This window comes from Microbulbifer bruguierae (assembly GCF_029869925.1).
GTDB classification, from domain to species: Bacteria; Pseudomonadota; Gammaproteobacteria; order Pseudomonadales; family Cellvibrionaceae; genus Microbulbifer; species Microbulbifer bruguierae.
Genome location: NZ_CP118605.1, coordinates 2,008,788 through 2,035,368, shown reverse-complemented (window position 1 = coordinate 2,035,368; position 26,581 = coordinate 2,008,788). Strand labels below are relative to the sequence as shown.

Below are 26,581 nucleotides of genomic sequence, written 5' to 3'. Positions count from 1 at the left end.
GCAGCCGCCCCGAACACTCTACCGATCACTCGTGTATAGCAACGGGAGCGCCGGCGGCCAGCGAGATGGGAGCACGCCCGTGTTCAGAAAAAATCCGTTCAAGAAAAACAGGCTTTCCGAAGTGATCATTGCGCTGGCGGCAACCGCCTTCAGTGCCCAGCAGGTAATCGCGCAAGAAGCGGAAGATTCCAGTGAGGAGTCGTCCGCAGCACTCGAAGAGGTGGTGGTCAGCGGGGTGCGCTACAACCTGCAGAATGCCCAGGACATCAAGCGTGAGGCCGACACTTTCGTCGATTCCATCTCCTCGGAAGACATGGGCTCGCTGCCGGACCGCAGTGTGCTGGAAGCCATGCAGCGGATGCCGGGTGTTTCCATCGAACGTTTTGCCGGTGCCGATGACCCTGACCACTTCGGCGTCGAGGGCTCCGGGGCCATCATCCGCGGTATGACCGCAACGCGTTCAGAATTCAACGGTCGCGATTCCTTTACTGCCAACTCCGGCCGCGGGCTGTCGTTCCAGGACGTGCCACCGGAATTGATGGGTGGTGTGGATATCTACAAAAACCAGTCCGCAGATATGGTTGAGGGCGGTATTGGCGGCACCGTGAGTCTGCGCACCCGCAAGCCGCTCGACATGCCGGAGCAGACCTTTTCCGTTTCTGCGGACTACTCCCAGGGCGACCTGGATGAAGATGGCACGCCCAGCCTGTCGGCACTCTATAGCGACCGCTGGAATACCAGCGCCGGTGAATTTGGAGTGCTGTTGAACGTGGCGCATTCGGAACTGCTGGGCACTTCCCACGGTATCCAGTCGGACACCTACCTCGAATACGACGCCTCCGGTATTGCCGGTGCGGAAAATTTCGATACGGTGTGGATCCCCAACGCCTCCAACTTCTTCAAGAAAAATGACGAGCGTACCCGCAAGGGCTATGCCGCCGCGTTCCAGTGGGCGGACACCGAAGAAACCATGCTCGCCACCGCGCAGTTTATGCGCTCCGATTCCCGCCTCTCGTGGGCGGAGAATGCGGTGAAATACCAGGGCGATGCCTACAGCGGTGACCGCCGCGTAGGGCCGCTTGCGGGTACCGAGTTTTCGTTTGATGACGACGGCATCTTCGAGCAGGGCGCGATGGTTACCGAGGCCGGCTGGCGCGGCGGCTATGCACCGGGAGACGGTCAGTACGGTTCCAAATTCCAGACCGACACCCGGGTCAAAGATACTCAGACGGTGGTGGACGATTTCGCCTTCAACCTGACCGTGACCCCGAATGAAAACTGGGAATACAGCGTTGACCTGCAGTACATCCAGGCGGAAACCCAGGACGACGATCTGCAGATCGCCCTGGGCCAGTGGCTGACCCAGACTTACGACGCCAGCGGTGATACCCCGACCCTGGTGGTACGGGACCCCAACGTTCCCTACGATGGTAGCAGCGACCCCAACTGGTTTAAAAATCCCGACAACTACTGGTGGCGCTCGGCCATGGACCACTACGAGCGCTCCGAAGGTGAGTCCTTCGCCACGCGTTTTGATGGCACCTATCACTTCAGCGAAGAGCCGCTGGGATTACTGCGCGCTGCCAAATTCGGCGCCCGCCTCGCGGAGCGCGAACAGACGGTGCGCACCACCTCCTACAACTGGGGCACCATCGGCGCCGAGTGGAATACCCCTTATTACCTGACCGACCCGGAAGTGGCGGGGCAGCCATATGAATTTGTGAGTTTCACTGACTTCCATCGCGGCGGAGTGCTGAGCGTCCCCGGTGGCGGCTTCCTGTTTCCTGACGCGGATTATGTAAAAGGGGTGATGAAGGGCTATCGGGAACTGTTTATTGGTCCGACAGCGGATCCCTGGGAACCCTATCCGTCCCGCGACGATATCGTGGCTGAGGGCATCTTCCAGGCGCCGGAAGTGTTCGACACCACCGAAACCAACCGCGCCGCCTACGTGCGCCTGGATTTCGGTTCCGATGACACCGCCCTGCGGTTCTCCGGTAACGTCGGTCTGCGCTATGTGGAGCTGGAGCGCGAGGCGCAAGGTTCGGTGCAGTACCCGGATCTTGTCGGCGTGCCCTATCCAGATGGCGCACCGGTGGATCTCGAGGATCACGAGGCGATGGGCAACTGGGCAACCCAGGCAGTATTGAGTGGCCAGTTCGCCACCGCGAAAGAAGCCATTGCCTACGCACTCGATGCCAACAACTGGCTGGCTGCGGATGAAAAAGCCTTTGGCAACGATGCCTTTACCCTGGAAAAAGGCTGGAGCAAATACAGCACCGTGCTGCCGAGCTTCAACCTCAAACTGGAACTGCGTGACGATCTGCTGGCCCGCTTTGCGGTATCCAAGGCCATTGCTCTGCCGGATATGTCGGAAGTGAAAAATCAGGCGGTGATCGGCGCCCGTCAGCTGGGAGTGGTGCGCTTCTCACCCGAGGATATGCCACCAGATCTTCCGGTCTCCGAGGGTGACGACGAGGAGGGGATCAACACCTATATCCAGTCCGTCGCCGAAGTGGACTGGGTTGGAAGCGGTGGCAACCCCTACCTGTGGCCGATGGAGTCCATCCAGTACGACGCCTCGCTGGAATGGTACTTCGCCCAGGTGGGCTCCTTCACCACCTCGCTGTTTTACAAGGACCTGAGCGATACCTTTATCACCGGTGCCTTCCCGCGTGACTTTGCCAACCCGGTGACCGGGCAGGTGCAGACCGTGGACTTTGAAACCACCGTGAATGGCGGTGATGGATTTATGCAGGGTGTGGAGCTTGCCTACCAGCAGTTTTACGACTTTTTACCGGCACCGTTCGATGGCCTCGGCCTGCAGCTGAACTACACCTGGATTGATTCCGGACTTACCAATAATGGGATCGGTAGCCGTGCGGAACCGGCCACCGGTGAAGAAGCCGCCGCAGACCGCTATCCGCTGCCGGATATCACTTTGCTGCCACTGCGTGGGGTTTCCGAGCACACTTACAACATCGTCGGCATGTATGAAAAGGGACCCTGGTCTGCGCGTCTCGCCTATAACTGGCGTTCACGCTACCTGCTGACTACCCGCGATGAAATCAGTAAGTACCCGATCTATAACGACGATGCGGGCTATATGGACGGTTCGCTGTTCTATAACTTCGATAATGGTGTGACGGTGGGCTTGCAGGCTTCCAACCTGCTCAATACCCAGACCGAAACTGTCATGCAGCTGGATAATAACGGCACCGAAGCGGGACGTTCCTGGTTTATCCAGGATCGTCGCTACGCGCTGATTGTGCGTGCGAATTTTTAATCTTCCGCACAAAATTCCGCTGGAATAGTAGTGCTTTCTCGTCGGCGCACTGTGCAAGCAGTGCGTCTTTTTTTATGCCGGTCTTACAAGCGAAACACCAGATGCAGGTAAGGCTGACACGTCTGCCGGTATCGCTGCCGTATTCCGATTGCAGGTTGCTGTGGCGGGCGGTAATGTTGTGAGCACGCCGTGCAGTAAAACCGGGTGAGAAGAATGAACAATAATAATATCCAGAGAATTGTCATCGTCGGCGGTGGTACCGCTGGCTGGATGGCGGCCGCAGCGCTGTCCAAAGTGCTGAAAAACCGCTTCTGTGAAATCGAACTGGTGGAGTCGGAAAGTATCGGCACCGTCGGTGTGGGTGAGGCCACCATCCCTCAGATTCAGGTGTTCAACCATATGCTGGGGCTCGACGAAGACGAGTTCCTGCGCAAAACCTCCGGCACCTTCAAGCTGGGAATCCAGTTTGTGGACTGGGGGCGAAAAGGCGATGCCTATATTCACGCCTTCGGTGAGGTGGGCAAGGATATGGAGGGCATTCCGTTTTACCACTACTGGTTGAAAGAGCATCTCCGCGGCGGCAGCGCTGACATCGGCGAATATACGTTGACTGCGCTGGCGGCTTTACAGGGGCGTTTTATGCGCTCCATCGATGCCGGCAACTCGCCGTTGTCGAATATTACCTATGCGTTCCATTTCGATGCCGCCCTTTATGCGCGCTTTCTGCGGGATTATGCGCAGCAGCGTGGGGTGATTCGTACGGAAGGGGTGGTGACAAAAACGCAGCTGCACCAGGACAGCGGATTTATCCGCGCACTACAGCTGGACGACGGGCGCACCATCGAAGGTGACCTGTTTATCGATTGCTCCGGCTTTCGCGCACTGCTGATCGGTGAGGCTTTGGGGGTCGGCTACGAAGACTGGCGCCACTGGCTGCCATGCGACCGCGCCTGGGCGGTGCCCTGCACTGGCGACGAAAACCCGATTCCCTACACCCGCTCTACGGCGCGCGAGGCAGGCTGGCAGTGGCGTATTCCGTTGCAGCACCGCATCGGTAACGGCCACGTGTTCAGCAGCCGGTTTATGGGCGAAGGAGAGGCCCAGGATATTCTTATGCAGAATATCGACGGCGCGCCTCTGGCGGACCCAAAACTGTTGCGTTTCACCACGGGCAAACGCAACAGCTTCTGGCACAAGAATTGTGTGGCACTCGGTCTCGCCAGTGGTTTTATGGAACCGCTGGAATCCACCAGCATCCATCTGGTGCAATCTGCCATCGCCCGCCTGCTGAGCCTGTTTCCCAGTCGCCATTTCGACCAGGTCGACATCGACGAGTACAACCGCCAGACCCATTTCGAAATGGACCGCATCCGCGATTTTCTGATCCTGCACTACCGCGCTACCGCGCGCGATGACAGCGCCTTCTGGAATTACTGCCGCACCATGGAGATCCCCGATACACTCGCACAGAAAATCGAGCAGTTCCGCGCAAGCGGCCGTATCGTCCGCGCCAACAGCGAACTGTTCAATGAATTGAGCTGGATGGAAGTGATGCTGGGGCAGGGGATAACTCCGCGCGGCTACCACCCCCTGGTGGATGCCATGCCGGAAGAGATGTTTGCCGGAAGAATGCGGGAAATAAAATCCGTGATTGAGCGCTCGGTGGAGGCGATGCCTGCGCACAAGCAGTTTATTGCTCGTCACTGCGAATCCAGCGCTTAGTCCGATTCTTCGTTCTAGTTTTGTGGCGGTGAAGGTCTCATAAGTTTGTACCCTGTCACGACACCTTCGCCCAAAGCCGCGGGTTCTTTTCTAGTATCTGCTGCGTCTTATTCACCCCACTAATTTGACTTTATCCACAGTGTGACACTTTGTCGCAGCCAGGTGGGTGTTATGCCCGAACCTGGCCCGTCCCGTCTTCAGCAGTAAACCCATAAAAGGTAGAAAAAGAGGACGCGATGATGAGAAACCCGTTTTATCGTAACGGCCTGACCGCACTGGCGCTTGCGCTGGTGGCGGGCGGTGCCTTCGGCCACGGCCTGATCGTCGAGCCGCCGGCGCGCAATGCGCACTGCGGCCTGAATGAAAAACCCGATCAGGCCACCACCCCCGCTTGTGTGGAAGCTGCGGCAATCGATTTCAGTGGCGGCTACCAGTTCATGAGCGTGCTCACCCACGCCCAGGGCCACGCGCAGGCAGACAGCACCAATGTGTGCGGCTTCGACAGTGAAACCTGGAACGGCGGCCCGACGCCCTGGGACTATCAGCTGGACTGGCCCACCAGCCCCATGAATGGCGGTACCCAGACCCTCACCTGGAACATAAGTTGGGGGCCCCACTGGGACGATACCGAAGAATTCCGCTACTGGATCACCAAGGAAGGCTTCGATTACCAGGTGGGGGGGACGCTTACCTGGGATGACTTTGACGACGAAGCCTTCTGTGTCCTGAAATACGATGACAAAGATCCCACCGGCAACCCGCTCGTGGTGGCGGAAAAAGCCAACAACCTGTTCCACACCACCTGTGAGGTACCGGAGCGGGAAGGGCGGCATATTATCTACGGTGAGTGGGGGCGCAATTACTACACCTGGGAGCGTTTCCACAGCTGTGTGGATGTGGAGTTTGACGGTAGTGGTTCGGGGGGTGGTTCCGGGGGTGGTTCGTCATCTTCATCCAGCAGCAGTTCTTCGTCCTCCAGCAGTAGCTCCTCTTCCGGTGGCTCTTCTTCCAGTAGTTCATCCAGTTCTTCTGGCGGCTCTTCCTCCAGCTCATCCAGTTCGTCTGGCGGCAGCAGCAGTTCTTCCAGTAGCGGTGGCTCATCCAGTTCCAGCTCCAGCTCCGGTGGTACCGCGGGTACCGGCGCGAACTGTGAGTATGTGGTGTCGAATGAATGGAATACCGGCTTTACCGCAGAAGTGCGCCTGACCAACACCGGCAGTGAAGCCCTGAGTGGTTGGCAAGTTGAGTGGGGTTACAGCGATGGAACCCAGCTGGTGAACACCTGGAATGCGGTGGTGAATGGCATGGGGCCCTTTAGTGCTACCAGTATGGGATGGAACGACACCATTGGTGTGGGCCAGACCGTGAGCTTTGGTATGCAGGGTAACAAGGGCGGCAGCAGTGCCGAAGTGCCGGTAGTGACCGGTAATGTGTGTGAATGATTTTTTGACGTAAGCCGCAGTAACGGAAAAAGCCAGCGGATTTCCGCTGGCTTTTTTATTATCCGTATCCCGTTCTTATTACCAGTCGTGCATGCCGCCATCTTCCAGCCGGTTCACCGGCAAAAAGGCGCGCTGGTAGGGAAAATCCTTGGCCGCTTCCTCGTCAATATCCACTCCCAGTCCCGATTTTTCTCCCGGGTGCAGGTAGCCATCGCTGAAGGTGTAGCTGTGAGGAAATACGGCGTTGGTTTCATCGGTGTGGTGCATATATTCCTGAATGCCGAAATTCGGAATCGACAGGCCGAAATGCAACGCCGCCGCCATGGTAACTGGCGACAGGTCGGTGGCGCCGTGGCAGCCGGTGCGCACGTTGTACAGCGCCGCCAGATTGGCGATACGGCGCAGGTGGGTGATGCCGCCGGCGTGTACTACGGTGGCGCGGATATAGTCGATCAGTTGTTCTTCGATCAGTTGTTTGCAGTCCCAGATACTGTTGAATACTTCCCCCACCGCCAGCGGCGTGGTGCTGTGTTGGCGGATCAGGCGGAAGTTGGCCTGGTTTTCTGCCGGTACTGCGTCTTCCAGCCAGAACAGGCGGTAGGGCTCCAGGTCTTTCGCCAGGCGCGCGGCCTCAATAGGAGACATGCGGTGGTGAGCATCGTGCAGCAGGTGGATATCCCAACCCAGCTCTTCCCGCGCTGCGGCAAACAGCTCCGGTACGACGCGCAGATACTTTTCCGTGGACCAGATATTTTCCGAGGGCAGGTCTGCGTCGGCGGGCTCGTAGCGGGTCTTGTCTTTACTCACGCCATAGGTGGAGCCCAGCCCCGGCACTCCGCACTGCAGGCGCACCGCGCGGTATCCCTGGGCAATATATTTTTTTGCCTCGGCAATGGTTTCGGCAATGCTTTCGCCATTGGCGTGGGCGTACACCAGGTTGCCCTTGCGGCAGGCGCCGCCCAGTAATTGATACAACGGCAGGCCGGCCACCTTCGCCTTGATATCCCACAATGCCATATCCACCGCGGCAATTGCCGACATGGTTACAGGCCCGCGACGCCAGTAGGCGCCCTTGTACAGGTACTGCCAGATATCCTCGATCTGATGGGCATCGCGGCCAAGCAGGCAGGGAACAATGTGGTCTTCAAGATAACTCGCGACCGCCAGCTCGCGGCCGTTGAGCGTGGCATCGCCGACACCGTAAGTGCCGTCTTCGGTTTCAATTTTCAGGGTAACGAAATTGCGTCCGGGGGAGCTGGTGATGACCCGGGCGGATTTGATATTCAGCATGCGGTACTCCCTCTACGCCGCTAGCGCATGATTTAGCCGGAAGTTATTTCAACTTGCCAATCGGGGTGAAAATCTGTGTTATGGTCTTGTTTTGATAGCGCTACCATTTTAGCCTCGGGAGCCGGCGTAAAGAAAGTCCCAATAAAGATCCGCGAAAGATCAAAGAAAGATACAAGAAAGTCCCGCGGCTACAGATTCCGTATCAGAAATAATAAAAAGCCCTCGAGGTCACCATGCATAGCGATGCGTTTTTTCCGCCCAGAACCCTGCTGCCGTTCTCGGTCCTCCTATTCTCCGCCTTCCTGTTTGCGGCAGCTGCCGCAAAAGCGGAAGACGGCTACGACCTGTGGCTGCGCTACCAGCCGCTGGAACAGGAAACCCGGCATCAGTACCGACCGCAGTTGCGCCAGCTGCTCATTCCCGGGCGCGAGCAGTCACCGGCCCTGAATACCATTGCCAGTGAACTTGTGCGCGGTGTCGGCGGTTTGCTGGAGCGGGCGCCTGCAGTTTCAGAGCATATTCGCGGCGACGGCTTTGTACTGGTGGCAACACCGCAATCGTCGCCTCTGGTACGCGCGGAAAAACTTCCGCTTAAGGGCCTGGGGGATGAGGGCTATCTGATTCGGTCTGTGAAGATTCGCGGCCACCAGGGAACGGTGATCACCGCCAATTCCGAACGGGGATTGCTGTACGGCGGTTTTCACTTCCTGCGACTTTTGCAGACCCGCACATCTATCGCGGAAGTCGATATTTCCGGCCAGCCGCGCATCGGCCTGCGCCTGCTGAACCACTGGGACAATCTCGACCGTACCGTGGAGCGCGGCTACGCGGGCCAGTCCATCTGGGACTGGTGGAACCTGCCGGATGTTCTCGATCCCCGTTACACCGACTACGCCCGCGCCAACGCCGCCATCGGCATCAATGGCACGGTGCTGAACAACGTGAATGCCAGTGCCGACAGCCTGACCCCGCGCTATCTCGCCAAGGCCGCGGCCCTGGCAGAGGTATTCCGGCCTTACGGTATCCGGGTGTACCTGTCCGCGCGTTTCAGTGCGCCGGTGGAAATTGGCGGGCTGACAACGGCAGATCCGAAAGATCCTGAGGTGCAGCGTTGGTGGCAAGGCAAAGCGGATGAGATTTACCGCCTGATCCCTGATTTCGGTGGTTTTCTGGTAAAGGCCAATTCCGAGGGGCAGCCGGGCCCACAGGATTACGGGCGCTCCCACGCCGAGGGCGCGAATCTGCTGGCTCGAGCACTGAAGCCCCGCGGCGGTGTGGTGATGTGGCGGGCGTTCGTCTATCAGCAGGACAATCCGGAGGACCGCGCCAAGCAGGCTTACAGCGACTTTGTGCCGCTGGATGGTCAGTTTGATGACAACGTCATCGTGCAGGTGAAAAACGGCCCCATCGACTTCCAGCCGCGGGAACCCTTCCACCCTATGTTTGGCGCCATGGCGAAAACCCCATTGATGATGGAGTTCCAGATCACCAAGGAGTACCTCGGTTTTGCATCCCATCTTGCCTACTTGGGCCCCATGTACGAAGAAGTGCTGAAGGCGGATACCTTTGCCAGAGGCGCGGGTTCCACCGTCACCAGGGTGGTCGATGGCAGCCTGTACGGGCACCGTCTCACCGGCATCGCCGGGGTGGCGAATATCGGCAGCGACCGGGACTGGAGCGGCTCCACTTTTAATCAGGCCAACTGGTATGTGTTCGGGCGCATGGCCTGGAACCCGGATCTGAGCGCGGAGGAAGTGGCGCGGGATTGGTTGAAAATTACCTTCTCGAACAATCCCACGCTGCTCGACATCGGATTGGAAATGATGCTGGCGTCGCGCCAGGCGGTCGTGGATTACATGACGCCGCTGGGACTCGCACACCTGATGGCCACCGGTCACCACTATGGCCCTGGTCCCTGGGTATCGGATCTGGCGCGGCCGGAGTGGAATCCGGCCTACTACCATCGCGCGGATCGCAACGGCATCGGCTTTGACCGCACCGGGGATGGCAGCAACGCCGTTGCCCAGTATGCGGCTCCGGTGGCCGCGCGCTTTGCCAGCCGCAGCGGAGTAGGGGATGACCTGCTGCTCTGGTTCCACCATCTGCCCTGGGACTACCCTGTGGCGTCCGGGCGCGACCTGTGGGGGGAACTGGTGTACCGCTACGATCGCGGTGTGGCCACGGCGCAAAACTTACAGGATCAATGGCACTCTCTGGAAAACCACATAGATCCCGAGCGCTTCGACAAGACCGCGCGCTTGCTGGCGGTGCAGGCGCGGGAGGCAAAGTGGTGGCGGGATGCGTCCGTTGCCTATTTCCAGTCGGTATCCGGGCGCAGATTACCTGCCGGTAGCGCACAGCCGTCGCACAGCCTCGAGTATTACCAGCAGCAGCAATTTCCCTGGGCGCCGGGGCACTGAGCCTGGCGTTTCCTCACTTCTTTTTTCATGTTTTTCTGATTTGTTCTGGCGGTGGCGCTCTTGGCGTCGCCACATCTGTCACCTGTTTCCGCTTCTCTCGCAGGATTATTTGTCCTCAGGGGGGACTATCCCCGCCAATCACTCGTCTCTCCAAATAGATAGGGACTAAACCGCTTGACTCGTCGAGTCAGCAGGCGTATCTCTATTATGGTAGCGGTACCATAAAGATCGAAAATCAAACAATAACCAAAAATGGCCGCCAAGTTCTTCCCGGAGCGATCCAGTCGGGATATAGCGACCGCGGCGAAATGCGAAGAGGGAAATCCAAAATGTTCAAACGCACAAAATTGTCCGGTGCCGTGGTAGCAGCCATTGCTTCCATGACCTGCGCACCGCAATTGTTCGCCCAGGAAGGCGCCGCGCTGGAAGAGGTTACCGTTACCGGTATCCGCGCTTCCATGGAACGGGCCATGGATATCAAGCGTGACTCCGCCGGTGTGGTTGACGCCATCTCTGCCGAAGATATGGGCAAATTCCCCGACACCAACCTGGCGGAATCCCTGCAGCGGATCTCCGGTGTGTCCATCAACCGGGTGAATGGCGAAGGTTCTGAAATTACCGTGCGCGGCTTCGGTCCCAGCTTCAACCTGGTGACCCTGAACGGACGCCAGATGCCCACGACGAATGTTACCACCGTTGGTGGTGACCAGGATTCCGACTGGAAATCTGGCACCGGCCGCTCCTTCGACTTCTCAAACCTCGCCTCTGAAGGTGTGTCCGGCCTTGAGGTGTACAAAACCGGCCGCGCTTCATCCCCCACCGGCGGCATCGGTGCAACCGTAAATATCAACACCGTGCGCCCGTTGGACAATCCGGGTATCCAGGCGTCCGTGGGTGTGAAAGGCATGCACGACACCGGTGTGAACTTTGATGGTGATGACTTCACCCCGGAAACCTCGGGTCTGTTCAGCTGGACCAACGAAGAAGAAACTTTCGGTGTGGCTCTGTTCGGTTCCTACCAGGAGCGCCATGGTGGTACCCGCAGTGCTACCGTCAACGACTGGGATATCCGTACCGGTGCCTCCATCAACGACGGTTCCAGCGAGTTTGTGGGTAACGATACGGTGATCAACAATGCGCCGGCGGACGATCAGCTGGTTGCGATTCCCAAAGACAGCCGTTACCACGTCTCCAGTAATGAGCGCGAGCGCACCAACGCCCAGCTCACCATGCAGTTCCGGCCCCGCGAAGATCTGACCCTGACCGCCGACGCGCTGTACGCGAACAACGAGCAGCTGGAACAGCGTACCGACCAGGGCAACTGGTTCAACGCCATCCGCAGTGAAATGACCTTCGACGGCAACTCCACCGTCGCCACGCCGCTGTATCAGTACCAGGACATTCCCGGTGACGTAAAAGACCTGGGCTTCGAACAGCAGTTGCGCTCCAGTGAAGACGAACTACAGTCCTTTGGTTTTAATGCGGAGTGGGATGCCTCGGATGATCTGAGCTTCAGCTTTGATGCCCATACCTCCAAGTCCGAGTCCAACCCGAATGGCCCGCTGGGTACCAGCTCTATCCTGTTCGGTATCGGTGCCTTCGTAGTGGATGCGCATAGCCTGGATGTAAGCAGCGGCTTCCCGGTAGCGGATATCGTGTTCAATGACGATCACTTCAATGGCAATGGCCAGATCGATGCGAATGAACTGTCCACGTCTGTTGCGCGCACCGCGACTTCCAGCCAGGAACATCAGATCGATCAGTTCAGCCTCGACGGCAGCTGGGAGTTCGACAATGGGCGCATCGACTTTGGCCTGAGTTCCATCGGCTCCGAAATGACCCAGCAGAAAATGCAGACAACCCAGTCTCTGGGTGGTTGGGGTAACCGCACCCCCGACATTCCCGCGGACCTGGTGGAAGCCTTCTGCATGACCTGCATGTTTGACGACTACAATCCGGGCAGTGCAGGTCTTACCGCTTATCGCGGCAACGCCGGTGAATTGCTTATGGCCCTTGCCGGGCCCTGGTCGGAAGACGAAATCGATACCCGGGAATACAACATGGTGGAGGAAGACATTCTGTCTGCCTACTTCCAGTTCACCCTGGAAGGTCAACTGGGCAACTTCCCCACACAACTGGTTATTGGTACTCGCTTTGAAGAAACCGATACCAAATCCACTTCGCTGGTGGCGGTACCCCAAAACATCATCTGGAAATCCGACAACGACTTTGGCCGCACACTGACTGGCGAACAGATGCCGGTGAGCCTCAGTGGCAAGTACAACAACCTGCTGCCGAGCCTGGATTTCTCCATCGACCTGCGTCAGGACCTGAAGGGTCGGGTTTCCTACAGCAAAACCATTGCCCGTCCTGATTACGGCCACCTGTTCGCATCGACCACCGCAAGCAACCCGTCCGGTCCCATCGCGCTCGGCGCTGTGCCCGGTGGTAGCCGCGGTAACCCGGGTCTGCTGCCGCTGGAATCGGACAACTTCGACCTGTCTGTGGAGTGGTACTACGGCGACAGCAGCTATGTATCCGCCGGTTTCTACGAGAAGCGCGTTGCCAACTTTATCGGTGACGGCAAGTTCAGTGAGTCGTTGTTTGACCTGCGTGACCCGACCTCTGGCGCGGCGGGAAGCCGTTCCGGTGATGCCCTCGCGGCCTTGGACGAGATGGGCGTAGATGCCAGTGAAGCGCACCTGTTTACCTTGACTGCGCTGATCGACAACTTTGGTATTGAAAGTGCCAAAACCATGTTCGAAAGCGAACTGGTGGATGGCAACCTTCCACAGGGCTATATCGATGAGATTCTCACGGAATACGATGTGGTCGCCGATTCCAGCGATCCGCTGTTCATGTTCGACGTGGCGGTGCCGGTGAATAACCGTGAAGCGAAGATTCACGGCTTTGAGCTTGCGGCACAGCACTTCTTCGGGGAGACCGGATTCGGTCTGCAGGCGAACCTGACTACCGTGCGTGGTGACGTGGGCTACGACAACGGTGCAGATCCGGCAGATACCCAGTTTGCGCTGCTCGGCCTGAGCGATAGTGCCAACCTCGCGGTGATCTACGAAAACTTCGGTGTGTCCGCGCGCCTCGCGTACAACTGGCGTGATCAGTTCCTGTCCCAGGTCAACCGCGGTGCGTCCAACAACCCGGTGTATGTGGATGAGTACGGTCAGCTGGATGTGAATATCAGCTACGAAGTGACCGATAATTTCACCGTGCTGTTTGAAGGCCTGAACCTCACCGAGGAGAGTATGAAGACCTTCGCTCGCGACGAGAACAACGTCTGGTTTGCTCAGGAACTGGATGCTCGCTATCTGATCGGTGCGCAGTACAAGTTCTGATATAAACCGGCAATGCAAACTTGCCAACAGAAAACAGATTGTTCAATCTGGAAGGGCCGCTGCGAATGCAGCGGCCCTTTTCTGCTTTGAAGTACTGGTTTGAATTGTTAGTGACTGAATATCCAAAAAAATAATAAAACCCAGGTGAGAGAAATGACCCAAAGTGTATTACTGGACAACGTCAATCATCACGACCTGAAAGTGATTACCGGTTATTCCGAGAAATTTGGCGACAATGTCAATCAGGTGTTAACCCTGCCCACGGAATACCTGGATATCCAGAAGGAATACCCGATTTTTTTTCATCGTGACAACACCAGTGGTGAGTATCAGTCTGTTGCCTTGTTAGGGCTGGACCGGGATGAAAACCTGTTTCTGGACGAGAATGGCTGGAATGCCACCTATATTCCCGCCGTGCGTGCCCGCGGCCCGTTTCTGATTGGCCTGCAGGGCGCGTCCGGCAGTCCCATGATTCATGTGGATATGGATAACCCCCGGGTCAACCGCGACCGTGGGCAGCCGGTATTCCTTACCCATGGCGGCCATTCCCCATACCTGGAGCGTATCAGCGGTATTCTGCAGTTGATTCACCGCGGTGTGACGGAGAGCAAGGGCATGTTCGCGGCCTTCGAATCCTGCGGTCTGATTGAACCGGTGAGACTGGAACTCAAACTCAACGAGGGCGAGCAGTACACCATTGAACATTTCAGTACCATCAGTCGGGAAAAACTGGCGGCTTTGGATGGAGCGCAGTTGGAGGCCCTCAACCGACAGGGATATTTGCAGCTAGCATTTCATGTACTCGCATCCCAGGGCAATGTCTCCCGTTTGATCGAGTTGAAGAACCGCCGCTCTGCCGCAGCGGTTACCTGAAACACTCGCGACTGACAATAACAATAACACCGGGATTGCCATGATCCAGATCGACAACAAAGTGCCTGAAATGGACGGCACGAAACTCGCACATTTTCCTCTGCAGCAGCTCATTGAGAGCGATGTGCCTGTGGTGGTCAAAGGGTTTGCACGCAGCTGGCCAATGGTGCAGGCCGGACTGGAATCGCCCCAGGCAGCGATGAACTATTTACTGCGGTTTTATAACGGCTCCCCACTGGTGGCTTATATCGGTACCGCGGAAATTGACGGGCAATTCGGCTACAACGACGATCTCACCGGTCTCAATTTTGCCAGCGAACGCCTGAAACTGGACGATTTTTTCCAGCATATTGAACAACACCTCAGCGAGCAAAAGCCCCCGGCTTTCTATATCGGCTCAACTACGGTTGACGCCTGCCTCCCCGGTTTCCGTGACGCCAATGACCTGGTTCGCCAGAGCGAAAACCTGGAACAGTTTGCGCCGCTGGCGAGTATCTGGTTGGGCAATCGCACTGTGGCCCGGGCACATTTTGATAAGTCCCACAATATTGCCTGTTCGCTGGTCGGAAAGCGTCGCTTCATCCTGTTTCCACCGGAACAGGTGGCCAATCTCTACCCGGGGCCGCTGGAGCCGACACCGGGGGGGCAGGTCGTGAGCATGGTGGATTTTTACCATCCGGATCACACACGCTATCCAAGTTTCCGCGAGGCCCTGAAGGTGGCACAGGTAGCGGATCTGGATCCGGGGGATGTACTGTTTTACCCGGCCCTGTGGTGGCATCAAGTGGAGGCGCAGGCCCCGTTCAACGCCATGGTGAATTACTGGTGGAACCCGTCGCCGGCCTTTATGGATACGCCGATGAACACGCTGCTGCACGGTATTCTCAGCCTGCGCGACAGACCGGACAGTGAAAAGCAGGCTTGGCGTGCGTTGTTTGACTACTACCTGTTTGGCCCAGCGGAAACACCGCGCGCGCACTTGCCAGAACACGCGCGTGGCGCCCTGGCGGAGCTGGATACCCTGAGTGCGCGCCGCTTGCGCGCACAATTGCTGCAGCGGTTGAACCGCTGAATGGGTGTAACACGGGATGACAGGAGAAAAGAAAAATGAACAATAACCAGGTTAAAAAAGTGGTGATCGCCGGGGGTGGCACCGCTGGCTGGCTCGCTGCCGCCGCGCTTTCCAAACAGCTGGGATCACTGCTGGAAATAGAACTGGTGGAGTCCGATGCTATCGGTACTGTGGGAGTGGGGGAATCCACCATTCCCACCATCTGTTCTTTTCACGCGCTGCTGGGTATCGACGAAGCGGAATTTATGCGCGCAACCCAGGCCACCTTCAAACTGGGTATCGAGTTTGCCAACTGGGGCCGGGATGGTGACCGTTATGTGCATGGTTTCGGGCATCTCGGCAAAGCAAACTGGATGGGTGAATTCCACCAGTTCTGGCTACACGCAAGAAGCCTTGGATTTGGCGGCGAACTCGGTGACTACTGTCTGGAAACCCAGGCGTTAAACAGTCGCAAGTTCGCCACTTCGGAAAAGCCAATGCTGAATTACGCCTATCACCTGGATGCCACCCGCTACGCGCAGTATCTGCGCGGACACTGTGAGGCGCGTGGGGTAGTGCGTAGCGAGGGAAAGATTCGGGAAGTGCGTACCAATGCTGCGGACGGTTTTATCGAGTCACTGGTACTGGAGTGCGGAAAGCAGGTGCGAGGAGACCTGTTTATCGACTGCACCGGCTTCCGTGCATTATTGATGGAGGAAATCCTGCAGTGCGGGTTTGAGGACTGGAATCAGTGGCTGCCCACGGATCGCGCCTATGCGGTGCAGTCGGAACTGGCGGGCCCGGCCCGCCCCAACACCCGCGCTATCGCCCGCAGCGCCGGTTGGCGTTGGCAGATTCCACTGCAATCGCGCATGGGCAACGGCATGGTCTTCTGTGGTGATTATCAGTCCGACGACGAGGCGCTCGCGCAGTTCCTGGCGGAAATTGATGGCGAGCCGCTGTTCGATCCGCGCCTGATCCGCTATCGCGCCGGTCGCCGCAAAAAAGCTTGGGAAAAGAACTGCATTGCCCTCGGTCTTTCCAGCGGCTTTGTGGAGCCCCTTGAGAGCACCAGTATCCACCTGATCATGATTGGCATCACTCGCCTGATGCAGCTGTTCCCATTTGACGGCATTGTTCCTTCGCTGCAGCAGCGCTTCAACCAGCAGTCCCGCGATGAGCTGGAAAAAGTGCGGGATTTTGTCGTGCTGCATTACAAACTCACGGAGCGCGAAGACAGCGAATTCTGGCGTTACTGCAAACATATGTCGGTACCGGACTCTCTCGCCGAGCGTATCGCACTGTTCCGTGAAAGTGCCCAGGTGCATCGCAACGCGGACGAACTGTTCCGCACCGACAGCTGGGTGCAGGTGATGCTCGGCCAGCATCTGTATCCACAAACCTATCACCCCATGGGGCGACTGATGAGCGAGCCGCAGTTGCGCCAGGCATTGGCGGGGCTGCAGGGAAATATTCGCAATGCGGTGGCGCGTCTGCCGGAGCATCAGGTCTTTATCGACCGCTACTGCAAGGCCGCTCCCGCAAATAATACCGCGATGAACAAGCCGGAAACCGCCGCGTTGTAGCCTTGCTGCTTGGCCGGACAAGGCCCGGAGTTGCCCACACCGATGGAACATTGGATCATTGGCCACCACTGAATTGATCGGGCCAGCGAAATCGTGAAACCAAAGCAGAGCCGCCGCCAGGGCAGCGGCCCCACCATAGCCGATGTGGCCCGCGAGGCGGGGGTCTCGCCGATGACCGTATCCCGGGTGATCAACGGTGAAGACAACGTGCGTGCGCGCACCCGCGAAATCGTCAATGCCGCGATCAAAGCCCTGGGGTATACCCCCAACAGTGCCGCCCGCAGTCTCGCCGGCGGTGCACAGATCAAGATCGGTCTGCTGCACAGTAATCTCAGCGCGTCCTACCTGAGCGCTTTCCTGATTGGCGCGCTGGAACAATCCAGCCGCTACAACATCCAGCTGGTGGTGGAGCACTGTGATGTGTCGCTGAACGCGGAAGCGGTGGCCGCACGGATGCTGAGTGGTGGGGTAGAGGCGATGCTGTTGCCACCACCGCTGTCGGATCTGCCCGAGGTGCTCGAAGTGCTGGAGAGCAGCGATACCCCCGCGGTGCTGATTGCCTCCGAGCAGGCGCGCAACAATATTTCCGTGGTCAAGATCGACGATTACCAGGCTGCCTATGAGATGACCCGGCACATCGTCTCCCTTGGTCACCAGCGCATCGGGTTTATCACCGGCGACTGTGGTCAGCAGGTGAGCCGGCGGCGCCTCGAGGGCTACCGCCGGGCGCTGAAGGATTCGGCGTTGCCGCTGATCGATGAACTGGTAGTAGACGGGCTGTTTACCTACCGCTCCGGCCTGAGGGGCGCGGAGCGCCTGCTGGATCTGGCGCAACCGCCCAGCGCAATCTTCGCCTGCAACGATGAAATGGCCGCAGCCACCATCTCCGTGGCCCAGCGCCGTGGCCTGGATGTGCCCAGAGATCTCACCGTGTGCGGTTTTGACGACACCGCGGTCGCCACCACCATCTGGCCGGAGCTGACCACGATTCACCAGCCGGTTGTGGATATGTCGCGCGCGGCGGTGGATCTGCTGGTGAGGAAAGTGCGCGCAGTGCGCGCCGGGGAAGCGGAAAACGGCCAGCAGGTACAACTGGACTTCACCCTGATCCGCCGCCGCTCCGACGCACCGCCGAAACGCTGATTTCTGTGCGCGCCGGTCTTGTGACTCGCGTGCGGGAGGCAAAGAAAAGCCGGCGCAAGGCCGGCTTCAAGCAGAGATACGATGAGAGAGTTCGGTCACCACACGCTTTCACGGGCGTGACCTGGGGGAACTGATTTCTTTGACGGGGCGCTGACGCTCAAGTTCCCCGAAGGCGTAAAAAAATCTGATTTTCTGCAAAACAGCGTCTTTCTAACTGCTTTTTAGCGTGTTCTTCGTCTTTTATGGCGCAATTCTTCCCATCGTCATCAAGCGGTGGTAGCTTTTCCTGTTTCCAAGCGATGATTGCCGTCTATTGGCGTGTTTATTGCTGATGTACGTTTACTGCTGATCTACAAAGCAGTGAACACTGAGCACAGAGAACTAAACGAGTGCTGAAAATCATCGACCTGATATCGACCTGATAAAGATGCGCGGGTAAATCCCGGAGAGGTATTCGCATCCAATAACCAATAACAAGAAAGCTACGGGGAGCGAACATGGCGGATCTGGTAATACTGGCAGCACCTGGTATGGGGGCCGTTGACGAAGATTTTGCCGCGCCCTTGTTCCGGGCGCTCGAACAGGCACTTGGCGACGACTGGTCCCGCGTTCATGCGGATACCATCCTCTGCCAGGGCCACCTGCAGCCCAATATCGAGCGGGTATTCGACGCCATGCAGAAGCGCGATATGGACTACCTGCGCGCGCGCAAATTCATGCTTTACGGCCTCGCCGAAGCCTCTGCACAACTGGCGGATATCGACCAGCGCGGAGGCAACTATGACAAAACCCAGCAGGCCATCTACCAGACTCTGGAACGCGCTGCCAAAGCCACCTCCGACACCACGCCGATCATTCTCCTCAGCCATTCCATCGGTTGCAGTATTCTTTCCAACTATCTGTGGGATGCCCAGCGACCAACCGTAAGCCATGGCATTTGGCGCGACGGTGGCCCCAAGGGCGTCCACAAAGGCTCTGCCAAAGATCTGTTCCTGCGGGGCAAAACCCTTGCCCACTGGTATACCCTCGGTGCCAGTAATCCCCTGTGGAGCGCCGGTATGGCGCGCGACCAGATCCAGGCCGTCACCTCGGATACCCGCGGCTACAACTTCCGCTGGAAAAATTTCTACCATCCCGACGACTTGTTCGGCTGGCCCCTGAAACCCCTGAGCCCTTCCTACAACCAGGCGGTTTACCGGGATTTCGAAACCCGGCCCCTGGCAGACTGGAGCGCCGCAAGCTGGGGACCCCAGCTGGTGTCGCACGATGGCTATTGGCAAAACGAGCTGGTGCAGAAGAGTCTGGTGGACGATGTAAAAGACGTATTGAAGAAGTCGAATGGGCGCAGAGCGAGCTCGTTACAGCGGGCCTCGGTTGCGGCAGTCTAGGTCAGTTAAGTCGTGGGGAGCAAAGCGCTACGCACCTGGGCCACCTTAGCCGGATAGGCGTGCGGGCGTTATACTCGGCACCGAAGACTCAACAGGTAATCCCATGGCTTTGCAATTTCACTCGGTCCCCGTCACTCCTTTTCAGCAAAACTGCACCCTGCTGTGGTGTGACGACAGCAAACGCGCCGCCGTAGTGGATCCGGGCGGCGATATTGACCGCATACTGGCTGCCGTCGAAGAGCGCGGCCTCAAGCTGGAAAAAATTCTCCTTACCCATGGTCACCTCGACCATGTCGGTGGCACCGCGCCCTTGTCCCGCCAGCTGCACTTGCCCGTAGAGGGCCCCCAGCAAGCCGACCAGTTCTGGATTGAAAAAATCGTCGTACAGGCCCAGATGTATGGCTTCCCCCCGGTGGAAACCTTTACCCCCGACCGCTGGCTCAACGACGGCGATACGGTCACCGTCGGCGACGAAGTCCTTGAGGTCGTACACTGCCCCGGCCACACCCCCGGCCACGTCATTTTCTTCCACCGCCCCACTAATCTGGCGCTGGTGGGTGACGTCCTGTTCGCCGGCTCCATCGGTCGCACCGACTTTCCTATGAGCAACCACCAGGACCTGATCGACTCCATCACCCAAAAGCTCTGGCCTCTGGGTGACCAGGTCAAGTTCATCCCCGGTCACGGCCCCATGTCGACCTTCGGTCAGGAGAGACAGACAAATCCCTTCGTCGCGGACAAACGCTTTGGCTGATTCAGGAATGATTCACCCGGGAGCGGGCTAAATAGAAACGGTGAACACCTTCGGTGGCGGTACCTTGCCGGAGGCCAGCGTTGGGTTTAACACATGGAATCGCAGGCCGGTCATGAAACTCTGGAAAATCCTCACCCTGATCTCGCTCTCTACGGCCGTGGCGCTGGCTGGTGGCTGCGCGGTAATTTCTGAAAATGAGTGCCAGGCGGGCCTCTGGTACGAGCGCGGCATCGAAGACGGCGCTCGTGGTCGCAGCCAGGCCACCGTCTACCAGATCGCGCAGAAGTGTCACGAATACGGCGTGCGCACCGACACCGCTGCCTGGCTGCGGGGCCATGAAGAGGGCGTGGAGCAGTACTGTACCCCGGAAAATGGTTTTACCGTCGGCCGCTACGGCCGCGACTACGAAGGGGTATGTACCGGCCCAACTGCGGATTTGTTTATGGCCAACTACCAGCGTGGACTGGTGGTGTACCAGGCGGAACAACAATATAACGCGTTGGCCAGCCGCTACGATAACGTAGAGCGGGAGTACTATCGGATCACCAGAGCGTTGGATGAGGCCACGACGGAAAAGGAGGCGCAAGCCCTGCGCAGTCAGCGGCGCTCCCTGATGCGGGAAATGCGTCATCTGGAAGGTGAGATGATGCGCTTTGGTGGCTTTGGTGCTTTCAATCCTCTGCTGTTTTACTGATATTCACTGCCGTTTATAGGTGAATTCAAAGAGGTGATCTCATGTCGATCTGGTATGGCAACCCCACGGTGGAAGAAGTGAATCAGAGTCTGGGTAGTTGCATGCCCGGCTATCTGGGAATGCAGGTGATTGAAGTCGGCGAAGACTACCTCGTAGGTACCATGCCGGTGGAAGATCGCACCCGCCAGCCGTTCGGTATTCTTCATGGCGGCGCCAGTGTGGCGTTGGCGGAAACCCTGGGGTCGGTCGCGGCCAATTTCGTTGTGGATAACAGCAAGTTTTATTGCGTTGGTCAGGAGATCAATGCCAATCATCTGCGCCCGGTAGTGGAAGGTACCGTTACCGCGAAGGCGTCGGTGGTTCACCTCGGTCGTTCCAGTCAGGTGTGGGAAATCCGTATCCATGATCCGAAAGGCAAACTCAACTGTATCTCCCGCATCACTATGGCAGTGGTGCCGGTGCCCACACGATAATTTTGCTGCTTGATGATATTTTTGTTGTGACTGCGGATCTGTTTACTTTTGAGGAAGTGTCCTACCGTTTATCCCGCTCGCCGCGCCGCAAGCGCCTGGGGTTGGTCGTAACGGAAAAGGGTGCGGAAGTGCGGATCCCACAGCGCTGTGCTGAACGTCACGGTCATCAGTTCCTGCGAGACAATATTGCCTGGGTGCGCGAGCAGTTGCGCGGGCTGGAGCATCGTCAGGCGCAAGTGCCGGATCACCAGTATGTTTTCGGTGCGCGCTTTCCATGGCTGGGTAAAACCCTGGAGCTGGACCGTGCTGGGCGCGCGGCGGATGCGGGAATTCGCGATGGCTATATCCAGCTGTATTGCCGCACGCGGGAGCCGGATGAAGATCAGATTCAGGCGGCGTTGCAGAAGCTTTATCAGCGCGAAGCACTGGCAACCCTGAACGAAAAATCCCGCTATTTTTCTGGCCTTTTGGGGCTTAACTTTTCTTCGGTAAAAGTCCGGCGCACCCGCAGCAAGTGGGGACATTGCACCATCCGTGGAGAACTCCAGTACAACTGGCTGGTTTGTCTCGCACCTGAGCCCGTGGTGGATTATCTGGTGATTCATGAGGTCTGCCATTTGCAACATCACAATCACAGTCGGGCATTCTGGGAACTGGTGGGAAGTCTTTGTCCGGAATACCGCGTGCTGCGGCGGTGGTTGAAAGAAAATGGACACCGGTTGCAGCTTTAGTTTTTGTTTTATCGCGGTCCCTGGGTATAGCTTCGTAGTGGTTTCGGTGGCGCCGGAGTGCTGGGGATTAGTTTTTGGAACCGGGCTAGGCGCCCCCCTTCAATACGTCCCTGTAAGCTGCGTCGCAAACGTCCTGTTTGCGACGAAGCGCCCAGGGATGGGTTCACAGCGGTCCTGAAAACCCGCGTCCGGCACTTTGCCGCCCCGGACTCGCTACTAAGAACCCCAGAACCCGAATCTCCATCCTGGTTCTGAATAAAGAACCATCCACAACCCAGCGCAAGTTTCTACTTATCCCGCCCAATCTGACGTAAACTCCCAACATTATTTTCAAGGCAAGCCGGTATGGAATTGGAACCTCTCGGAGACGATTTTGAGGAAAACTGCGCCCGCTTTCTGCCAGAGGCGGTAGAGCAAGGGTGTGTGTGGGCGTTGGAGGGGGAAGAGGGGTTTGCCCTGTGTGAATCGGAAACCCGTCCGGGTAGCGATGTCATGCCGTTCTGGTCCCAGCGGGAATATGCCGAAGCGCATATCGTCGACGACTGGGTGGACTACCAGGTTGTTCCCGTAGACCTTGAAGAATTTATGGACGACTGGCTCACCGGTATGCATGAAGACGTATTGCTGGTGGGCATCAACTGGAACGATGAGCTGGAAGGGGAAGAAATCGAACCCCTTGACCTGCTGGAACAGCTGGAGCAAGAACTGGAATAGTTCTGAGCCCGGCCTGCTCAAAATACAGACAACATAAAGTCGGCGTCAGCGCCGGAAATAATGCTCCAAACGGAGGTCTGAGGTGAGTCAGTTTTTGGGGTTACGCAGCATCATTTACGGTGTGAGTAACATACAGGAAGCGAAAGCGTGGTATACCACCCTGCTCGAGATTGAGCCCTACTTTGAAGCCGATGCCTACGTGGGTTTTAACGTCGGCGGCTTCGAGCTGGGGTTGGATCCCAATGCGCGCAATGTCACCAGCCGCGCGGATGGCGTTGTGGCCTACTGGGGGGTTGCGGATATCGCAGCCCAGGTGGAGCGGATCAATGGTCTCGGTGCGCGCCAGCACGGCGAGATTGTCGACGTCGGCGAAGGGATACTGATGGCCAGTTTTCTCGACCCCTTCGGCAACGTTTTCGGGTTGATCGAAAATCCCCACTTCAAACTGACAGACACACACTCAGATTGAGTTTACGAGTCGCCGTTGTGGAGCAGTAACGTGAGCAAGCCCCCTGCCAATCGGTTTCGCCCTTCCGATCACACCTTTGCTGCCGAGAGCCTTGCGCAGATCGGCCGCGGTTACGTGGTGCCGGATCGGGTGGCACTCATCACCGGCTGTTCCAGTGGTATCGGCCGCGAACTGGCGCTGGCGCTGCACGCTCGCGGTACCATCGTCATTGCCACCGCGCGTCGCGCCGAAAGCCTGCAGGAACTGGCGGATGTAGGGATTGCCACAGACGCGCTGGACGTCAATTCCCAGGCGGACATCAACCGCGTGGTACACGCCATCAAAACCGCGTACGGCCGCCTGGATATCCTCGTCAACAATGCCGGTTATGGCCAGATGGGGCCGCTGCTGGAGCTGGATACCCGCGCACTGGAAGCCCAGTTTCGCACCAATGTTTTCGCCCCCATGGCCCTGGCCCGGGCCTGTGCGCCGCTGCTCAAGTCCCGCCGCCACGGCATCATCTGCAATATCGGCTCGGTGTCCGGGATCATGCCGACGCCGTTTTCCGGGGCCTACTGCGCTTCCAAATCTGCCGTGCACACCCTGTCCGATGTATTGCGGCTGGAACTCAAACCCTTCGGAATCCGCGTGGTTACCGTGCAGCCGGGGGCCATTGCCTCTGAGTTCGGGCGCCACGCGGAGACGTCCCTGCGCGGCCTGTTGGCGCCGGATTCCTGGTACAAGCGGAGCGAAGACGCGGTGCGGGCGCGGGCGCTGGAATCCCAGCAGAACGCCACTCTGGCGCGGGACCTGGCCAAGCGACTGGCGGCGGAGCTGTTGCGCAAGCGGCCTCGCAGCCTGATTCGCATTGGCAACAAAAGCAGTCTATTGCCGTGGATGGCACGCTGGCTGCCGCGGCGTTTCCGCGACTGGCTGCTGACCCGCCGTTTTGGATTGCGTCGCCTGCAGTTGTCCAATCAGTAACGCCATTCCTCTTCTCCATTCCCCTCTCAGCCCGCATGCTTCCGCCTTCTGTGAAGCAGGGCTGGCACCATGCCGGGCAATCGCTTATCCACTATGGTTGTCAGTGCCCGGGTGAATTTCCCCGGGTCGCATAGTCGCTGGCAGACCCGGAATTTCCCCATCTATGACTCTCGATCAGATTGCCATACTGCTGATTCTCGCGGTCACCATCGTGCTGTTTGTCTGGGGCTCGTGGCGACACGACATGGTGGCGCTGGCCTCGCTGTTGGCCTGTGTGTTCGCCGGCCTGATAGAGCCGGAAGAGGCGTTTAGCGGATTTGGTCACCCGGCGGTCGTCACCGTCGCCTGTGTGCTGATATTGAGCCGCGGGTTGCAGAACACCGGCGCCATGGATGCGCTGGCGCACAAGGTGGTACCGCGAAAAGGCGGCATTACCCTCGCCATTGCCGCACTAACCGCACTGGGTGCCGCCATGTCCGGATTTATGAACAACGTCGGTGCCATGGCACTGTTGATGCCGGTGGCCACGGATCTTGCCGACCGCTACCAGCTGCCGCCGGGAAAAGTGCTGATGCCACTGTCGTTCGGCACCATTCTCGGGGGTATGACTACCCTGATCGGTACGCCGCCAAACCTGATCGTGTCCGGTTTTCGCGCCAGTGCCGGCGCCGGCAGCTATGGCATGTTCGACTTTACCCCCGTTGGGCTGGCGGTGGCCCTGGTAGGCGTGTTGTTTGTGGCGCTGATCGGCTGGCGTCTGGTGCCGGCGCGCAGCCAAGCGGGCGCCGCGACCTTTGAAACCGGCACCTATCTGACCGAGGCGTTGGTGGGTGAGAAAAGTGCGTCGATCGGTAAATCCCTGGCGGAACTGGTGAAAATGATCGGCGATGAAGACGCTCAGGTTATCGGAGTCGTGCGCAACAATGCGCGGGTATCGACCGCCATGCCGGGCCTGCGGATTGGCGCTGGCGATCTGCTGGTGATCGAGGCAGAACCGGAATCCCTGTCCGCGGTACTTTCCAGTCTGGGATTGACCCTGGCGGCGGAGCAGGGTGACGGCGAAAAGGAAGGCGATGGCAAGAAAAAAGAGCGAAAGAAGCCCAAAGAGCAGGGCCCGGATATAAACGGCAAATCCGCTGAAGGCCCGGGTGTGGTTGAGGGGGCGGCACCGGTAAAACTGGCCGCTGAAGAGGCGGCGCGTTGGGACCTTCACCGTGGGAATGTGGACATCCCGTCGGTATTGAATACGGCCGATGAGACCGCCAACGGCATTTCTGCGGCGCTTACGGAGGAGGCCCCGGAAGAGGGCAAAAAGGACGAAAAGAAGGAGGGGGAAGAAAAGCGCGCCCGGGCCCAGGCCGAGCTGGTGCTGCGGGAACTGGTGGTGATGCCGGACTCCTACCTGGTAGGGCGAAGTGCACAAAACCTGCGTCTGGCGGGGCGCTATGAAATCAGCCTGCTGGCCCTGTCGCGCCAGGGGCGCCGCTCGGTCAAGCGGCTGCGTTCCACGCCGCTGATGGTAGGCGACGCCCTGATGATGATGGGCACGGAAGAGAACCTGAGCAATTTCGCCAACGAACAGCGCTGTGTGCCCCTGGCCCAGCGCGATATCACCATCCCCAATAAAGAGAAGGCCTACGTGGCGCTGATCGCCATGGCGTTGGCCGTGGCCGGTGCGGCATTCGGACTACTGCCGGCTGCGATTTCGTTTGCCACCTGTGCGCTTGCCTTTATGGCTCTGAAAGTGGTGCCCCTGCGCAATGTGTACGAAGCGGTGGACGGCTCGGTGATTGTATTGCTGGGCGCGCTGATCGCGGTGGCCGGGGTGATGGAATCCACCGGGGCCGCGGATGTGGTGGCGAAGTCGATGCTGGACAATCTGGCGCGGGGAAACCCGGTGTTTGCGCTGGTGCTGATCCTGGTGGTGACCATGACCCTGTCGGACTTTATGAACAATGCCGCCACTGCCGCCGTCATGTGCGCTATAGCCATCAGTAGCGCAGAGCAACTGAATGTAAACCCGGACAGCTTCCTGATGGCGGTGGCTATTGGCGCTTCCTGCGCTTTTCTGACCCCTGTGGGGCACCAGAACAATACCCTTATTCTGGGGCCCGGGGGGTTTAAGTTCGGGGATTACTGGCCCATGGGACTGCCGATGGAAATACTCGTCGTCGCCATTTCAGTACCCATGCTGCTATGGGTCTGGCCGCTGTGAGAGGCGGGGTTGCG

19 protein-coding genes are annotated in these 26,581 nt (G+C 58.3%); 18 read left to right on the top strand and 1 reads right to left on the bottom strand.

Going from position 1 to position 26,581, the window contains the following annotated elements; genetic code table 11:
• Positions 1-79 precede the first annotated feature (79 nt).
• The 3 genes from PVT68_RS08700 (at position 80) to PVT68_RS08690 (ending at position 6,450) form a co-directional block, all read left to right on the top strand.
• Positions 80-3,286 carry a TonB-dependent receptor gene (locus PVT68_RS08700; RefSeq protein WP_280322344.1) on the top strand — a complete coding sequence of 1,069 codons (3,207 nt, stop codon included), beginning with the start codon at positions 80-82 and terminating at the stop codon, positions 3,284-3,286.
• A gap of 213 nt (positions 3,287-3,499) precedes the next feature.
• Complete coding sequence (locus PVT68_RS08695) at positions 3,500-5,008, top strand: tryptophan halogenase family protein (protein ID WP_280322343.1); 1,509 nt, start codon at positions 3,500-3,502, stop codon at positions 5,006-5,008.
• A gap of 236 nt (positions 5,009-5,244) precedes the next feature.
• Positions 5,245-6,450 carry a lytic polysaccharide monooxygenase gene (locus tag PVT68_RS08690; RefSeq protein ID WP_280322342.1) on the top strand — a complete coding sequence of 402 codons (1,206 nt, stop codon included), beginning with the start codon at positions 5,245-5,247 and terminating at the stop codon, positions 6,448-6,450.
• Positions 6,451-6,528: 78 nt separating this feature from the next.
• Here the strand turns inward: PVT68_RS08690 and manD are convergent, their stop codons facing one another.
• The gene (gene manD / locus PVT68_RS08685; RefSeq protein ID WP_280322341.1) at positions 6,529-7,740 is read right to left on the bottom strand and encodes a D-mannonate dehydratase ManD; all 1,212 of its coding nucleotides are present in this window, start codon (positions 7,738-7,740) and stop codon (positions 6,529-6,531) included.
• Between the two features lie 233 nt (positions 7,741-7,973).
• Between manD and PVT68_RS08680 the strand changes: the two genes are divergently transcribed.
• The 15 genes from PVT68_RS08680 (at position 7,974) to PVT68_RS08610 (ending at position 26,567) form a co-directional block, all read left to right on the top strand.
• Entirely contained in the window at positions 7,974-10,160 is a 2,187-nt protein-coding gene (locus tag PVT68_RS08680) for an alpha-glucuronidase family glycosyl hydrolase (RefSeq protein WP_280322340.1), read from the top strand.
• Positions 10,161-10,489: 329 nt separating this feature from the next.
• Complete coding sequence (locus tag PVT68_RS08675; RefSeq protein ID WP_280322339.1) at positions 10,490-13,513, top strand: TonB-dependent receptor; 3,024 nt, start codon at positions 10,490-10,492, stop codon at positions 13,511-13,513.
• Positions 13,514-13,666: 153 nt separating this feature from the next.
• Entirely contained in the window at positions 13,667-14,386 is a 720-nt protein-coding gene (locus tag PVT68_RS08670) for a SapC family protein (RefSeq protein ID WP_280322338.1), read from the top strand.
• Positions 14,387-14,426: 40 nt separating this feature from the next.
• The gene (locus tag PVT68_RS08665) at positions 14,427-15,458 is read left to right on the top strand and encodes a cupin-like domain-containing protein (RefSeq protein ID WP_280322337.1); all 1,032 of its coding nucleotides are present in this window, start codon (positions 14,427-14,429) and stop codon (positions 15,456-15,458) included.
• A 35-nt stretch (positions 15,459-15,493) separates the two neighbouring features.
• The gene (locus PVT68_RS08660; RefSeq protein WP_280322336.1) at positions 15,494-17,023 is read left to right on the top strand and encodes a tryptophan halogenase family protein; all 1,530 of its coding nucleotides are present in this window, start codon (positions 15,494-15,496) and stop codon (positions 17,021-17,023) included.
• Between the two features lie 93 nt (positions 17,024-17,116).
• Positions 17,117-18,166: a LacI family DNA-binding transcriptional regulator gene (locus PVT68_RS08655; protein ID WP_280322335.1), complete on the top strand. Its 1,050-nt coding sequence runs from the start codon at positions 17,117-17,119 to the stop codon at positions 18,164-18,166.
• 497 nt (positions 18,167-18,663) lie between these two features.
• The gene (locus tag PVT68_RS08650; RefSeq protein ID WP_280322334.1) at positions 18,664-19,554 is read left to right on the top strand and encodes a hypothetical protein; all 891 of its coding nucleotides are present in this window, start codon (positions 18,664-18,666) and stop codon (positions 19,552-19,554) included.
• A gap of 103 nt (positions 19,555-19,657) precedes the next feature.
• On the top strand, positions 19,658-20,308 hold the full coding sequence (locus PVT68_RS08645; protein WP_280322333.1) for an MBL fold metallo-hydrolase: 651 nt from the start codon (positions 19,658-19,660) through the stop codon (positions 20,306-20,308).
• Between the two features lie 112 nt (positions 20,309-20,420).
• Entirely contained in the window at positions 20,421-21,002 is a 582-nt protein-coding gene (locus tag PVT68_RS08640) for a DUF2799 domain-containing protein (RefSeq protein ID WP_280322332.1), read from the top strand.
• A 41-nt stretch (positions 21,003-21,043) separates the two neighbouring features.
• A complete protein-coding gene (locus tag PVT68_RS08635; protein WP_280322331.1) occupies positions 21,044-21,475 on the top strand; it encodes a hotdog fold thioesterase in 432 nt (143 codons plus the stop codon).
• A gap of 26 nt (positions 21,476-21,501) precedes the next feature.
• Entirely contained in the window at positions 21,502-22,206 is a 705-nt protein-coding gene (locus PVT68_RS08630) for a M48 family metallopeptidase (protein WP_280322330.1), read from the top strand.
• Positions 22,207-22,551: 345 nt separating this feature from the next.
• Positions 22,552-22,920 (top strand): DUF2750 domain-containing protein, encoded by a 369-nt coding sequence (locus tag PVT68_RS08625; protein ID WP_280322329.1) that lies wholly within the window; start codon positions 22,552-22,554, stop codon positions 22,918-22,920.
• Between the two features lie 82 nt (positions 22,921-23,002).
• Positions 23,003-23,389 (top strand): VOC family protein, encoded by a 387-nt coding sequence (locus PVT68_RS08620; protein WP_280322328.1) that lies wholly within the window; start codon positions 23,003-23,005, stop codon positions 23,387-23,389.
• A gap of 30 nt (positions 23,390-23,419) precedes the next feature.
• On the top strand, positions 23,420-24,352 hold the full coding sequence (locus PVT68_RS08615; RefSeq protein WP_280322327.1) for an SDR family oxidoreductase: 933 nt from the start codon (positions 23,420-23,422) through the stop codon (positions 24,350-24,352).
• Positions 24,353-24,515: 163 nt separating this feature from the next.
• On the top strand, positions 24,516-26,567 hold the full coding sequence (locus PVT68_RS08610) for an SLC13 family permease (protein WP_280322326.1): 2,052 nt from the start codon (positions 24,516-24,518) through the stop codon (positions 26,565-26,567).
• The last annotated feature ends 14 nt before the right edge of the window (positions 26,568-26,581 follow it).